This is a genomic window from Bacillus kexueae (assembly GCF_022809095.1).
In the GTDB taxonomy this organism is placed as follows: Bacteria; Bacillota; Bacilli; order Bacillales; family Aeribacillaceae; genus Bacillus_BZ; species Bacillus_BZ kexueae.
This window is the reverse complement of the sequence record NZ_JALAZE010000003.1, coordinates 1-14144: the sequence shown is the minus strand read 5'-3', so window position 1 is coordinate 14144 and position 14144 is coordinate 1. Positions and strand designations below refer to the sequence as shown.

Annotated in this window: 15 protein-coding genes; 1 reads left to right on the top strand and 14 read right to left on the bottom strand. The window is 37.5% G+C overall.

Features of this window, described 5'->3' with window-relative positions; all coding sequences use genetic code 11:
• Nucleotides 1–40: 40 nt before the first annotated feature.
• The 13 genes from aroA to ML543_RS07485 form a co-directional block, all read right to left on the bottom strand.
• On the bottom strand, nucleotides 41–1336 hold the full coding sequence (aroA, locus tag ML543_RS07545; RefSeq protein WP_243386596.1) for a 3-phosphoshikimate 1-carboxyvinyltransferase: 1296 nt from the start codon (nucleotides 1334–1336) through the stop codon (nucleotides 41–43).
• Nucleotides 1337–1349: 13 nt separating this feature from the next.
• Entirely contained in the window at nucleotides 1350–2450 is a 1101-nt protein-coding gene (locus ML543_RS07540; RefSeq protein WP_243386594.1) for a prephenate dehydrogenase, read from the bottom strand.
• A 339-nt stretch (nucleotides 2451–2789) separates the two neighbouring features.
• Complete coding sequence (gene hisC, locus ML543_RS07535) at nucleotides 2790–3872, bottom strand: histidinol-phosphate transaminase (protein ID WP_243386592.1); 1083 nt, start codon at nucleotides 3870–3872, stop codon at nucleotides 2790–2792.
• On the bottom strand, nucleotides 3814–4680 hold the full coding sequence (trpA, locus tag ML543_RS07530; protein WP_243386590.1) for a tryptophan synthase subunit alpha: 867 nt from the start codon (nucleotides 4678–4680) through the stop codon (nucleotides 3814–3816). Before trpA ends, hisC begins: the two co-directional genes overlap by 59 nt.
• A complete protein-coding gene (gene trpB / locus ML543_RS07525) occupies nucleotides 4664–5866 on the bottom strand; it encodes a tryptophan synthase subunit beta (RefSeq protein ID WP_243386589.1) in 1203 nt (400 codons plus the stop codon). Before trpB ends, trpA begins: the two co-directional genes overlap by 17 nt.
• Nucleotides 5856–6503 carry a phosphoribosylanthranilate isomerase gene (locus ML543_RS07520; protein WP_243386587.1) on the bottom strand — a complete coding sequence of 216 codons (648 nt, stop codon included), beginning with the start codon at nucleotides 6501–6503 and terminating at the stop codon, nucleotides 5856–5858. Before ML543_RS07520 ends, trpB begins: the two co-directional genes overlap by 11 nt.
• Nucleotides 6493–7263, bottom strand: a complete 771-nt coding sequence (trpC, locus tag ML543_RS07515; RefSeq protein ID WP_243386585.1) for an indole-3-glycerol phosphate synthase TrpC — start codon at nucleotides 7261–7263, stop codon at nucleotides 6493–6495. Before trpC ends, ML543_RS07520 begins: the two co-directional genes overlap by 11 nt.
• Nucleotides 7256–8272: an anthranilate phosphoribosyltransferase gene (gene trpD, locus ML543_RS07510; protein ID WP_243386583.1), complete on the bottom strand. Its 1017-nt coding sequence runs from the start codon at nucleotides 8270–8272 to the stop codon at nucleotides 7256–7258. Before trpD ends, trpC begins: the two co-directional genes overlap by 8 nt.
• Nucleotides 8244–9785: an anthranilate synthase component I gene (gene trpE / locus ML543_RS07505; protein ID WP_243386581.1), complete on the bottom strand. Its 1542-nt coding sequence runs from the start codon at nucleotides 9783–9785 to the stop codon at nucleotides 8244–8246. The genes trpD and trpE overlap by 29 nt, the downstream gene beginning before the upstream one ends.
• A 228-nt stretch (nucleotides 9786–10013) precedes the next feature.
• A complete protein-coding gene (gene aroH / locus ML543_RS07500) occupies nucleotides 10014–10379 on the bottom strand; it encodes a chorismate mutase (RefSeq protein ID WP_243386579.1) in 366 nt (121 codons plus the stop codon).
• Entirely contained in the window at nucleotides 10376–11470 is a 1095-nt protein-coding gene (gene aroB / locus ML543_RS07495; protein ID WP_243386578.1) for a 3-dehydroquinate synthase, read from the bottom strand. Before aroB ends, aroH begins: the two co-directional genes overlap by 4 nt.
• Nucleotides 11470–12639, bottom strand: a complete 1170-nt coding sequence (gene aroC / locus ML543_RS07490) for a chorismate synthase (protein ID WP_243386577.1) — start codon at nucleotides 12637–12639, stop codon at nucleotides 11470–11472. The genes aroB and aroC overlap by 1 nt, the downstream gene beginning before the upstream one ends.
• An 80-nt stretch (nucleotides 12640–12719) precedes the next feature.
• The gene (locus ML543_RS07485; RefSeq protein ID WP_243386576.1) at nucleotides 12720–13499 is read right to left on the bottom strand and encodes a CheR family methyltransferase; all 780 of its coding nucleotides are present in this window, start codon (nucleotides 13497–13499) and stop codon (nucleotides 12720–12722) included.
• Nucleotides 13500–13865: 366 nt separating this feature from the next.
• Here ML543_RS07485 and ML543_RS07480 point away from each other — a divergent pair, with 366 nt between their 5' ends.
• Nucleotides 13866–14006, top strand: coding sequence for a hypothetical protein (locus ML543_RS07480; protein WP_243386575.1), 141 nt, complete (start codon nucleotides 13866–13868; stop codon nucleotides 14004–14006).
• On the opposite strand, the gene ML543_RS07475 is transcribed toward ML543_RS07480, so the two are convergent.
• A partial coding sequence (locus ML543_RS07475) for a transposase (RefSeq protein ID WP_243386990.1) occupies nucleotides 13994–14144 on the bottom strand: 151 nt, incomplete at its 5' end. The two genes, ML543_RS07480 and ML543_RS07475, sit on opposite strands and share 13 nt — an antisense overlap.

Here is a 14144-nt window from a genome sequence, read left to right as displayed (position 1 = left end):
CATTTCCCCTATCGAGGAATATACGGTGTTTTTAATTATGTTACTGAGAAGTTACTAACTTATTTAAATGATCAAAGAATGAAGGGTATGATACAGAAATCGCTTCGTAACCTTCTAATTCGATTGAATGTTCACAAATTAAACTAGCAATGGCCAACATCATGCCAATTCGATGGTCACCATGACTGGAAACGGTAACGCCTCCTGTTAACTGTGTATCTCCATGAATAATCATTCCATCATCTGTTGCCTCTATGTTTGCTCCTAACTTTCGTAACTCACGAACAACAGTATCAATCCGATTGGTCTCTTTCACTTTCAATTCGGCGGCATCCTTAATCACCGTGGTTCCTTTAGCTTGAGTAGCCAATAAAGCGATAATAGGAATTTCATCAATCAGCCTCGGAATGAGCTCTCCATCAATTTGAGTTGCTTTTAACTCGGATGTTTTTACTATGATGTCTGCGATTGGTTCTGCTTCATTCGATTTTTCAATGATCTCAATTTCTGCTCCCATTCGTTGAAGTACCTCTAAAATTCCAGTTCGAGTTGGGTTAATGCCAACATTTGTTAAGGTTATTTCACTGTTTGGTGTAATAGCCCCTGCTACAAGAAAGAAAGCTGCAGAAGAGATATCTCCTGGTACATACACATGTTGACCTTTTAACTTTTGTCCACCTTCAATACGAACTGTATTACCGTCTTCTACTACTTTCACCCCAAATTTTTGAAGCATTCTTTCTGTATGGTCACGTGATTTATGCGGTTCAGTAACAGATGTCGTTCCGTCAGCTTGCAACCCTGCTAAAAGAATAGCAGATTTTACTTGGGCACTAGCTACTGGTGAATGATATTCGATGCCCTTTAGCTTGCCACCACGTGTAGAAATTGGAGTGAACCTACCTTCATGTCGCCCATCAATATACGCTCCCATCATTTTTAAAGGAATGGTCACACGATCCATTGGACGTTTTGCTATCGATTCGTCCCCGATGATGCATGTATGGAATGGGCGACCTGCTAATATTCCAAGCATTAAACGAGTTGTCGTTCCTGAGTTTCCAACATCTAAAATGTCGGATGGTTCTTCTAATCCGTTAATACCCTTCCCGTTAACTGTAACGGTATCTCCATCTAACTGAATATCTACGCCCATCTTTTTAAAACATGAAATCGTGCTTAAACAGTCTTCTCCCGTTAAAAAGTGTTCAATCGTCGTTTTTCCTTCTGCTAAAGCACCAAACATAACTGCACGGTGAGAAATCGATTTGTCTCCCGGAACATCGATTTCACCTCGTAAAGTCGTCTTCTTAGATAAAATTCGTTTATCGCTCATTATGTCACCTCATTTAATCGATGTAGCATTCATACTTTGAATACATTTCAATACATTGCTTCGCTCGCTTTCGGTCTTCATCCGTTTGGAAACTAATGCGAAGAACACCGTAAATTTCTTCTCTCGTTTCAATAATCCGTATGTTCGTTATACTGATTTGTTGTTTAGCTAAGTATCCTGTCACTTCAGATATAATCCCTGGGTAATCAGGCACATCCACATACAAATCATAAAAAGACGGTATGGCTCCTTTTTGTTTATCAGGTAAACCATCTCGGTATTCTTTCGCTACTGAGAAATATGTATACAATTCATCCCGATTTTTCTCCTCAACTAGTTGCTTTAATTTATTCATTTCAGCAATCCAATCATCAAACAATTGTGCGATAACCTTGTCATTTTGTATCAGAATATCCCGCCACATCATTGGATTGCTCGAAGCAATTCTTGTAATATCTCTGAATCCGCCAGCAGCCATTCGTTTTAACAATGGGAGTTTTTCTTCGTTTCGATCCGCTTGATGAACAAGACTAGCCGCAATAATGTGCGGAAAGTGACTGATAATCCCTGTAATTTCATCATGTTCTTCGGGATCTAGGAGAATAAATTGTGCCTTCGATCCTTTTAATAACTCTTTTAAGCGGTCTACATGTTCTATGTCGCTCGTTTTCGCTGGAGATAAGATATAGAACGCATTTTCAAACAAATGTGGTTTAGCAGCCACCACGCCAGATTTGTGACTACCTGCCATAGGGTGCCCACCAATAAAAATAACATCATCAGGAAGCTGCTTCAAAGCATATTGAATGATTTTTTTCTTCGTACTACCTACATCGGTAATGATGGTATTTTTCTTAATTGGAATATCACTTAAATGAGAAATAATTTTAATGGATTGTTCTACAGGCGTAGAAATGAAAATAAAATCCGCTTCTTTTACACTTTTATTTAAATCATTTGTAGCCTCATCAATTACATTTAATAACTTGGCCATTTTCCGCTGCTTTTCATCGACATCGAACCCTACAACGCGGTAGGTTGGATGTTCTTTTTTTATCGCTAATGCAATCGAACCACCTATCAACCCTAATCCAATGATTAGCACATTTTGCATGGTTTCACCTACGATTTCATTTGAGTTTTTCAGTTTGGCTGTATTTGTATACATTGTTTCTTTTATAACTATTTCTGTAATGAATACTTATATGACTCTCCAGACATTTGCTTTCCTCGGGGAGAAAATCCTCCTCGGCATGCGCCTGTGGGGTCTCGACCGTTCCTCTACATCCCATGGGAGTCAAGTCGCTTCATTATATAGATTAAATATTTAAAAGTATTATACTTGTTCAAAGAACAACAACCTTTTAGAAAAGAGCCTTGTATAAAAGGAGGGTGACCAAAAAGGACCCTTTCTCCTTTTTAATCGCCCTCAAATCTGTTTTTGTTGTTTTATTCAACTTATTAACTGTTTCAATTCTTCGATGATTGCTTCATTTTCCTCTTTTGAACCGATTGTAATTCGTAACGAAGTAGGAAATCCTAAAGCTTTACCAGAACGAACGATAAACCCTCTTTGTAAAAGGTCTTCAAAAAGCTTTTGACCGTCTTTTTGAAAGTCAATTAAAATAAAATTCCCTTGAGATGGGTAGTATTGAAGATTATAGTCCTCACAAAATTGATAGAATTGCTTTAAACCTTCTTCATTTTGTTTACGGCAAGATTGAATAAACGCTTGATCATCAAGAGCAGCCTCGGCTGCCACTTGTGCAAATACATTCGTGTTAAAGGGTTCACGAGCTGGCTCCATTTCTCGTATTAACGCTGGATTACTAATTCCATATCCTATTCGTAATGAAGCAAGCCCATATGCCTTCGAAAAAGTTCGTAACACTATCACATTTTCATATGTTGATAGATACGAAAGCGAATTCGGATAATTGTTTTGGGTGACATATTCATAATAAGCCTCATCCAAAACAATTAGAGTCGTTTTAGGTACACGCTCAATGAATACATCTAATGATTCTTTATCAATATAAACTCCAGTAGGGTTATTTGGGTTACATACCCATACTACCCTTGTTTGTTCATCGATTGCTTCAAGCATCTTTTCAAGATCGTGGGCTCCTTCAGTTAAAGGGATCTCACGAATCTCTGCGCCTTCAATAACAGCATTGTGCTTATATTGAGGAAATGTAGGAGTTGCCATAACAGTATTTACCCCTGGCATTAAATAGGCACGGCAAATAATCTGAACGATTTCATCTGAACCATTTCCGAAGATTAATTGATTCTCTTCAACATTCAACATTTTTGCAAGTTTTTTACGTAATTTCGCCGCATATCCATCGGGATAAATAGCCATTTGATTCACGGCTTGCTGTAACGATTCCTTTACTTTCTCTGAACAACCGAATGGATTCTCATTCGAAGCTAATTTCACTACTTTTTGCAAGTTAAATTGTTGTTTTACTTCATCAATCGGCTTTCCCGGTTGGTAAGGGTTCAACTTCGTTAACTGTTCTTTCACTTTCATGCGAGACACCTCTTCTACCCTTTATGTTTAGGAGATCATCTAAAAATAGTTCAAACTGTAAGAGGCCTTTTTGCTTCGTATCCTCATCTTGAAGTAATGGAAGAAGCTCCTCTATTTTTCGGATGATGGCACTTCCAACGACCACTCCATCGCTCATTCGATAAAATGATTCCACTTGTTTACGATTGGATACACCAAACCCGACAACAACCGGAATACTTGTTATTGTCTTCACCTTCTGTAAAAATGACTGTATTTCATGATTGAATTGAGAACGCTCACCCGTAACACCTAAAGAAGATACACAATATAAAAAGCCAGTTGCGTTTTGGGCTATCATTTCAATCCTTTTTTCGGAAGTTGGTGCCACCATAGAAATAAAATCAATGCCATTGACTTCACAATTTCTACGTACTTCTTCACTCTCTTCAAAAGGTAAATCTGGAATTAACAATCCATCAATATCATTTTGTTGCATTAAAGCAAAAAAGCGATTTGTTCCTAATTTTAACACAGGATTAAAATAAGTAAAGAGGATAATCGGAATTTTCAAACCATTTTCTTTTAATTTTTTACCAAGTTCTATTGCTTTGACAATGTTCATGCCATTTTTTCTTGCTCGTAAAGATGCACGCTGAATAACTGGACCATCGGCTAATGGATCTGAATACGGAACCCCTAGTTCCAATACAGATGCACCTTTCTTTTGAAGTTGAAGGGCTAAGTCTATCGTAATTGATTCTGATGGGTCTCCTGCCATAATGAATGGAATAAAATGCTTTTCTTCCTTTTTATATTTGTTCAACATGAAACTCTCCCCCTTCAACATAATCCATTAAAGTATGAACATCTTTATCTCCCCGTCCAGATAAACAAATTAATATCGCTTCTTCTTCGTTCATATTTTTAGCCATTTCGATTGCTTTTGCTACAGCATGAGCCGATTCAATCGCACATAAAATTCCTTCTGTTCGATTTAGTAATTTTAATGCTTCTAGCGCCTCTTCGTCTGATGCATGCTCATATTGGACTCGATTTATTGAAGCTAAATACGCATGTTCCGGCCCTACACCTGGATAATCTAAACCAGCTGAAATGGAATATGGTTCAATGATTTGCCCAAATTCATCTTGCAGTAAATATGTTAAGGATCCATGGATAACACCTTTAGAACCTTTTGTAATGGTCGCAGCATGTTCAGGAGTGTTGATTCCTTTTCCGCTCGCCTCAACGCCAATTAATTCTACATTTTCATCGATAAAACTAGAAAACATTCCAATCGCATTACTTCCTCCTCCAACACATGCAATGACTTTCGTAGGTAACGTACCCGTTCGTTCGGTAAATTGTTTTTTCGCTTCATCTCCAATTACACGTTGAAATTCTCGTACCATATAAGGATATGGATGTGGGCCAACTACTGAACCAATCATATAAAAATGGTCATCACAATTAGCAACCCAGTACCGAATCGCTTCATTAGTGGCATCTTTTAATGTCTTATTACCACTTGTTACGGAAATCACTTCTGCTCCAAGCAACTTCATTCTAAATACATTCAAGCGTTGACGTTTGACATCTTCTTCTCCCATAAAAACTTTGCATTCTAAGCCAAATTTTGCAGCAACGGTTGCCGCTGCCACACCGTGTTGACCGGCTCCTGTTTCTGCAATGATTTTCGTTTTCCCCATACGTTTCGCAAGGAGGGCCTGCCCTATTGCATTGTTTATTTTATGAGCTCCTGTATGATTCAAATCTTCTCGTTTTAAATAAATTTTTGCTCCACCTACATGGTTTGTTAATCCATTTGCAAAGGTTAAAGCGGTAGGGCGCCCTGTATACTCATTTAATAGTTTTAGATATTCTTTTCGAAAAGAGTCATCTTCCAACGCCTCTTTTAATGCTAATTCGATTTCAAATAAAGGTTGCATTAATGTTTCAGGTACGTACTTTCCTCCGAATTCACCAAATCGTCCAAATGTATCAGGATACATGAGTCTTTTCCACCCTTTCTTTTAACAATCGTAACAAGGATTTATTTTTTTGACTGTTCACCTCTACACCACTTGCTAAATCAATGCCCGATATCTCTTTTTGTAGTAAGTCGTGAACATTTTCTGGATTAATCCCTCCTGCAATGAATAACTTTTTCTGTTTTTCATCTGCAAAGGCTTGATATTCACGAACATTATCCCAATTAAAGGTTTTGCCCGTTCCTCCAAATTGTCCTTTTACCGAACTATCAATAACAAATCCATCTACATCTTTGAAACGCTCCATCTCCTCAAGAATATGCTCATGATAATGAAGAGCCTTCCAAACTCGTTGTGGTAAATTTTGAACTACTTCTTGAACAAATGATGGTGTTTCCTTGCCGTGTAACTGAACAATATCTAGTGGAACCTCTTCTAAAAAATTCTGTAAATCCTCCAATGTAGGGTTTACAAAAACACCAACGGTCTGAATTTCTTCGGGTATATTTTTTATCCACTTTTTCACTTCAGATGGATGTACTCTCCTTTTGCTCTTGGCAAAAACGAATCCTACATAATCAAAGCCTAACTCCACTACGTTTTGAACATCTTGTAAACTTTGATTCCCGCAAATTTTTACTTCAACTTTATTTGACATTGACATTCTCTCCAAACAATTCGTGGATAGCTTGACATTGATTCGATTTTCTCATTAACGATTCCCCAACTAGCACTGCATTTGCTCCACATTTGAATACGAAATCTAAATCTTCTTTTGTAAAAATACCGCTCTCACTTACGACAATCGACTCCTTCGGAACATTTGAGATAATCTTCTCTGTATGCTCCACCGTCGTGTGAAATGATGTTAAATCTCGATTATTGATGCCAATGATTTTTGGAGTGAATTGATCTAAAATACGTTGTAATGATGTATTCGAATGAACTTCTACTAATACATCAAGCTCATATGACATGGCCACTTCATGCAAAGCTTTAAGTTTTTTAGGCGAAAGAGCCTCTGCAATGAGTAAAATCGCATCTGCTCCTATTTGCTTTGATTCTTCTATTTGAATTTCATCTATAATAAAGTCCTTTCGTAAAATAGGGATATTTACCAATCGCTTTACATCTTGTAAATATGTCTTATGCCCTTTAAAAAAACGTTCATCCGTTAAAACAGACAAGCAATCTGCTCCAGCTTTTTCATACTGTAAAGCCGTCGTTTCATGGTTAAAATTTTGCTGAATAAGCCCTTTGGAAGGAGATGCTTTTTTTATTTCTGCTATTAAACCAATAAATCGTTTCGGATTTTTTAACGCATCGTAAAACGATCGTTTCGGAACATGATTCCCATGTTTTTCGAGCTTAATCTGTTTTACTTCTTCTTCTTTCACACGTAATATTTCTTCAAGCATATTTCTCTTCCTTTCTTACTTGTAATGCTTGTAAGTGGCGAAGGGCGACCCCATCTTCGAGTGCTTTCTTTGCCATTGCAACTCCTTGATGTAAATTGCGTACAGCCCCGGCAACATATAGAGCAGCGCTCGCATTTAACAAGACGATGTTACGTGCAGCTTCATTTGCTTCATTTCGGAAAATCCGTTCAATTAGCTCGGCACTTTCTTGAACATTTTGAACTTGTATGTCCTTTAACTCCCCACGCGATAAGCCCATTTGCTCAGGAGTTATTTCGTATGATTGTATCGTTCCGTTCCGCACTTCAATAACATTTGTCTTTCCTGTAATAGTCATTTCATCCAATCCGTCGTTTCCTGTCACAAAGAGTACATGCTCTGAGTCAGAATGCTGCAACGCATGTGCGAGCTTTTGAGCGTATGAAAGAGAATATACACCTATTACTTGCTTTTTTGCCTTTGCAGGATTCACTAGAGGTCCTAATAAATTAAAAAATGTTCGAAATCCTATTTCCTTTCTCGTCTTCGCTACATATCTCATTGAAGAGTGATAAAGAGGCGCATATAAAAAGCTCATATTGGATTGCTCGATCGCGACACGTGCTTCTTCAGGTGAAGACTGTATAGGAATGTTTAAATATTCCAGCACATCTGCGCTACCACTTTTGGAAGAAACCGAACGATTTCCATGTTTCGCCACTTTTACGCCTAAAGAAGAAGTTAAAATGGCGGATGCAGTAGATATGTTAAATGTATTTGCACCATCACCACCCGTTCCGCAGGTATCAATAACATTTTCCATTCCATCAATTTGAATCATATGTTTTTTCATCGCTTTTGCGAATCCAATTAACTCATCAACGGTTTCACCACGGAAACGCAAAATCGATACGAGACTTGCAATTTGACTATCCGTTGCTTCCCCTTGCATCATGGCATCCATCGCCTCTTCGGCTTGTAATTGTGATAGCGTATCACCTTCAATACACTTTTTCAGAATGCTTTTCATTCGAACCCTCTCCTTCCGTCTTGAATGTTTGCTCAGCGATTTCAATCGTTTTAATAAGCGCGCTTGCCTTGTTTATTGTTTCTTTCCATTCTAATTCTGGTTTTGAATCTGCAACAATTCCAGCACCAGCCTGAACGTACGCAACTCCGTTTTGAAGGGAAATGGTTCGAATGGTAATACAGCTATCAATATTTCCATCAAAACCAATGTAAGCTACACACCCTGCATAGCTTCCCCTTGCAGTCGGTTCAAGCTCATGTAAAATTTGCATTGCTCTTACTTTTGGTGCACCAGATACAGTTCCTGCTGGAAACGAGGAAATAAGCGCATCCATTGGATGTATATCTTCTTTAAGCCGCCCAGTAACTTTCGATATTAAATGCATAACGTGTGAAAAATAAGTTAACTCAAGTAATTGCGGTGTTTGTACCGATCCATATGAGGCCACTCTACCGATATCATTTCGAGCTAAATCAACGAGCATATAATGCTCAGCTAATTCCTTCTTATCTTGAATCAATTGCGTTGCAAGCTGTTGATCTTCTTCATTAGAATTGCCTCTTCTTCTAGTACCAGCAATCGGATGGATTTCTAAATGATCACCTAGGACATGAATAAGACGTTCCGGCGAACTACCGATTAATTCTTCATTTGATAGTTTTATATAAAATAAGTACGGTGAGGGATTTACAATCCGCAAAGCACGATATAGTTGAAATGCAGAAACGGTCACTTTTTTTTCAAATCGCTGTGACAATACGGCTTGAAATATATCACCGCTACGAATGTATTCTTTGATTTTCTCAACATCATTCATAAACGAAGTTTTTTTATAATTAGAGGAAAAGGATTCGAATGAAACAGGTGACGTATCTGTATGAATAAACGGTTGTTCTAAGCGGGTTCTCTGTTTGAGTTTCCTGTGCAAGCTGACAACTTTTTCGGTTGCAGCCGCATATATTTCTTTTATTTTTTCGTTTGTTTCTATCCCGTCTACCGTTTCGTAATGAATAATCGTCATCTGTTTCTTATGGTGATCAAAAGCTATTATCGTTTCACACAAGAGCAACTCACATTTCGTTCGCTGTACATCACTTTTAGAATGATTCGGTACTTTCTCAAATAGAGTAACCGCCTCATATCCTATACTTCCGACAGCTCCTCCGATGAATGGAATATTTAATTTCGGTTTCTTTACATGAAGTGTTTGTTCGATTCGTTGAAACAGCTCAGAAATCGAATGGCTAGTAAAAAGAACCTCTTCTTGCCGATTTTCAAACACAAACTGATTCATTTTTTCTCGAATGAAATAAAGTGGATTTAAACCGATAAAAGAAAAGTTAGACCATGTTGATTCTTGGTCATGACTTTCCAAAATAAAAACTGCCTCATCTTGTAATGCATGAAAAATATCAATCGGAGTTAACGTATCGACATGCACATGAGAAATAATTGGTATCGTTTTATATAGCTTTTGATCTTGTGCGAAATCTTCAAAGGAAGTTTCAAACATAAGCTCAGTCCTCCATTCAGTATGGAGAATGAGTTCAGAGAGGATAAATCTGAAGAAAAAAGATGAAGATAGGTTAAAAAAGCCCAAAACAGTCTGTTTTGGGCAGTGAATTTTAATCATTAAATCAATCCTCTGCTCTTCCTGACTCATTCTCAACTATCTAATCTCTACTCAACTAAACCAATATTAGGTAACTAAAACTTACTGAATATCTTAATCTACATTTTTTTAATTGTCAATTAAATCCGGTCGTAAATTTTTCGCACCTTCTAAATAAACATGTTTAATATCTTTTTGAGCTTTATTCGTTTCTACATGCATCATAACTCGAACGCACTTCTCCAAACTTCCAGGTACGGCCATCTCTTGCATACATGTCACAGGTACGAAAGACCATCCCGAAAAGTTACGTAAAGCCCTCGCCGGAAATGAAGCGTTTAAATCATTTGTAGCCGATATAAAAACTGAAGCAATATAGTCCGGCTTAATTTCATTTTCGTTAACCATTCTTTTAATAAGCTTCTCAGTCGCCTCAATGATTGAATTCGCTTCGTTTTCTTCTACCGTTATTGCGCCTCGAATTCCACGAATCATTGTGACTCCTCCATTCTCCACTCGTCTAATAAAGTTAAAATCTCTTTCGTTTGAATCGGTGTTACGATCGGCTCGCTTATCGCTTTTAATAAAACAAAGCGTATTTGACCTTCAATTGCCTTTTTATCACTCGTCATTTTTGTAACGAGTTGTTCGTTCGTAATATGGGCCGGAATGGTCGTTGGATAACCTAGGATATTAAACCAACTTTTCCATTTGTCATAGCATAGGTCTATACCGTAAACTTTCTCACTTACATATAATGCAAAAAGCATACCGATGGTAACCGCTTCACCATGTGTTATTTTTCCATACCCTAAGCTCGCTTCAATGGCATGCCCTAACGTATGACCAAAATTTAAGAATGCACGAACTCCTTCTTCTTGTTCATCCTGCTCTACAATGTGCGCTTTTATCGAAATTCCTATTTCAATACAATACATTGCCTGTTTCATTGTGATTGTCTGTAATGAATGGATCTCTTCTTCTAACTCTTCAACAAAGCTTTTATTTTGAATCAATCCATGTTTTATCACTTCGGCAAATCCACTTCTCCATTCTTTTAGCGGAAGCGTTTTTAAATAGGACACATCAAAAAGAACAGCATGAGGCTGATGAAACGCACCGATCATATTCTTCCCTAAAGGATGGTTAATCGCCACTTTCCCACCCACTGCACTATCATGAGCTAATAATGTTGTCGGTATTTGAATAAAAGGAATTCCCCTCATGTAAGTTGCTGCAACAAACCCAGCAAGATCACCAATTACTCCACCACCGATTGCCAAAATGGCTGACTTCCGATCCAATCCCTTTTCTAAAGCAAAAGTTTGCGCTTCATAATATCGCTCAAACGATTTTTGTGATTCTCCGTTTGGTATGACGAAAAAATGAACAGGACAATCCAATTGCTTCGAAGCCTCTTGAATATATGATTCGTAATAAGAAAGCACGACTTCATCCGTCATGACCATTATACGAGAGGGAGATAAATTAATTTCTTTTAGAAAATCATGTAATTGACCGGTAATTCCCTCACCAATATATACAGGATATGTACGGCTTTTCGTCCGAACTTTTAAGGTTTTCATTAAAATTCCCTCGCATAAGCTTTTAACCGTTCAATATTTTCTTTAATGACGTCCATTCGATCAACCCCGAACTGCTCAACAATCGCATTTGCAACTTCCCAAGCAACTACAGCTTCAGCAACCACTGCAGCAGCAGGAACAGCACAGCTATCTGAACGTTCAATACTTGCTTCAAATGTTTCTTTCGTCTCAATATCTACACTTTGAAGAGGTTTGTATAAAGTCGGTATTGGTTTCATGACCCCTCTCACGACGATTGGCATACCTGTTGTCATACCACCTTCGAAGCCTCCTAATCGGTTCGTTTTTCGATAGTAGCCTTCCTGGTCATTCCATGCAATCTCATCGTGTACTTCACTTCCAAATTTTCTTGCTGCTTCAAAGCCGATACCAAATTCAACGCCTTTAAAAGCGTTAATGCTTACAATGGCCTGTGCAATTTTCGCGTCAAGTTTTCGATCATAATGGACGTAACTGCCTACACCAGCTGGCACCCCTTCTACGACAACTTCTACTATACCTCCAATTGAGTCACCGTTTTTCTTCGCTTCGTCAATTGCATCTTTCATTTTTTGTTCTACTTCAGGGTCTGCACATCTTACTTCTGATTGCTCTGTCAATTCGCTAATTTCTTCAATTGGATAATTGACATCTCGTGCCTTGACTCCTCCAATTTCTTTTACATACCCAACAATTTTTATCCCTAACTCTGCTAATACCTTCTTCGCTACGGCTCCAGCGGCCACACGAACCGTTGTCTCACGCGCTGATGATCGCTCTAAAACATTTCGCATGTCTCGATGTCCATACTTGATTGCCCCATTTAAATCGGCATGTCCTGGTCGAGGTCGCGAAATTTGCCTTTTCACTTCTTTTTCCTCAGTTTCATCTAGCGGTTCAATCCCCATAATATTTGTCCAATGTTTCCAATCACGGTTTTCTACAACGAGTGCTATTGGAGAGCCTAACGTCTTTCCATGGCGAACGCCACCAACAATTTGCACTTGGTCTTTTTCAATTTGCATCCTTCTACCACGGCCATAACCTTTTTGACGACGCGCTAAGTTCTCATTAATATCTTCTGCTAATAAAGGGAGTCCAGCTGGAACTCCTTCAACAATCGTTGTTAATTGTGGTCCGTGTGATTCTCCTGCTGTTAAATATCTCATCTCGACTAACTTCCCCCTTCAACACTTTAACGCTTTTAAGTAAATATATCATAAAATAATACGCTTGAATAGAAAATTTATCAAGTGTTCTTTTGATAGAAAAACGTTTCAATGGACTTCAAACCAAATTGCTCAGCATTAAAAATTTGCTCAGTACTTCCTACAAACAACACTCCATCATCGTTTAAAGAACGCGCAAATTTAGTATACAATCCTTGTTTAGCTTCTTCAGTGAAATAGATTAGTACATTTCTGCACACAATAATATCAAAGCCTTCATCAAATTTATCAGCAAGTAGGTTATGTCTTTTAAACGTAACAGCTTGCTTTATTTCCTTTTTAACAACAAAATGATCTCCCTCAGTATCAAAATATTTTGCCTTAATATCTGCAGGAACTTCTTGTAATGACCTTGAAGCGTATTGTCCTTGTTTTGCTTTAGCGATCGCATTTTCATCAATATCTGTTGCTAAGATTTTAACTGAGCTTAGAGGGACATGTTTTGATGCTATCATCGCAATCGTATAAGGCTCTTCCCCTGTAGAACAGGCGGCACTCCATATTTTTAACTGATTTCGCTTCTTAAGAAACGACGAAAGAATCGTTTCTTCAAATACTTTCCATCGATTGAAATTACGGAAAAATTCAGAAACGTTTATGGTCATGCGGTCCAAAAATTGCTTGAATAAATCTGGGTCTTTTTCCATTCCTTGATAAAACGATTGAAAAGATTGATATCCTTTCTTTTCATAGAGGGAAATGAGTCTTCTTTTCATTTGTGCTTCTTTATATAAACTTAAGTCGATACCTGTTTTACGCTTAATGTTTTCAATGAATTGCAAATAATCCCTATCAGTCACAATGTTCAACGCTCCTAAAAGATTTTTTCTTTTGTATAGGCTGTTTTCGTATACATTGTTGCTTTTTCAAGCATTTTAATATTGAGGACTTAGCATTACTCCCTAGTAGACACATACTTTCCTCTAAACCCTGCTGGAGTCAAGTGTCCCCCATTACATAAATTAGAGGAAAAATTCTCATGAACAATGTATTTTATTAATACTAAAAACAACAATCTTTTAGAAAAGAGCCTTTCTATAAGTATATAATATTCTAAACCATGATTGGGATGTGAATTAATACTTTTGGAAAAACGTTGTGTGTAATAATAAATTTAACTTCTTTACTTCTTTTAATTCATACGTTATATGAAAAGGAAAAGTAAGATGATGTGGGTAGAGGAATCCGATGAAGGTTACGAAAACTATATTTCGTTTAAACAATTGTTAACCAAACGTCTCTATAAAGAAGGTTCTACGTCAAATGTTGGGGTAGGAGTATTTCCTATTACTCCTCACCCCACTTGAATATCATACGATTTCAATTGATGATGTAATAATATCTTTAATCGGAAGCGATCATAACGTTTAAACCCAAACGCATTCCGTTTAATTACTTTTGTTTGATTGTTTAATCCTTCTATAAATCCGTTGTTATATTCAAAG

Excerpts from the sequence above, each read along its gene's own strand:
- aroH (WP_243386579.1), bottom strand. The coding sequence starts at position 10,379 with ATGATTCGTGGAATTCGAGGCGCAATAACGGTAGAAGAAAACGAAGCG.
- ML543_RS07540 (WP_243386594.1), bottom strand. The coding sequence starts at position 2,450 with ATGCAAAATGTGCTAATCATTGGATTAGGGTTGATAGGTGGTTCGATT.
- trpE (WP_243386581.1), bottom strand. The coding sequence starts at position 9,785 with ATGTTTGAAACTTCCTTTGAAGATTTCGCACAAGATCAAAAGCTATAT.
- aroB (WP_243386578.1), bottom strand. The coding sequence starts at position 11,470 with ATGAAAACCTTAAAAGTTCGGACGAAAAGCCGTACATATCCTGTATAT.
- aroA (WP_243386596.1), bottom strand. The coding sequence starts at position 1,336 with ATGAGCGATAAACGAATTTTATCTAAGAAGACGACTTTACGAGGTGAA.
- trpC (WP_243386585.1), bottom strand. The coding sequence starts at position 7,263 with ATGCTTGAAGAAATATTACGTGTGAAAGAAGAAGAAGTAAAACAGATT.
- hisC (WP_243386592.1), bottom strand. The coding sequence starts at position 3,872 with ATGAAAGTGAAAGAACAGTTAACGAAGTTGAACCCTTACCAACCGGGA.
- ML543_RS07480 (WP_243386575.1), top strand. The coding sequence starts at position 13,866 with ATGATGTGGGTAGAGGAATCCGATGAAGGTTACGAAAACTATATTTCG.
- trpB (WP_243386589.1), bottom strand. The coding sequence starts at position 5,866 with ATGTATCCTGATACATTTGGACGATTTGGTGAATTCGGAGGAAAGTAC.
- ML543_RS07520 (WP_243386587.1), bottom strand. The coding sequence starts at position 6,503 with ATGTCAAATAAAGTTGAAGTAAAAATTTGCGGGAATCAAAGTTTACAA.
- trpA (WP_243386590.1), bottom strand. The coding sequence starts at position 4,680 with ATGTTGAACAAATATAAAAAGGAAGAAAAGCATTTTATTCCATTCATT.
- trpD (WP_243386583.1), bottom strand. The coding sequence starts at position 8,272 with ATGAAAAGCATTCTGAAAAAGTGTATTGAAGGTGATACGCTATCACAA.
- aroC (WP_243386577.1), bottom strand. The coding sequence starts at position 12,639 with ATGAGATATTTAACAGCAGGAGAATCACACGGACCACAATTAACAACG.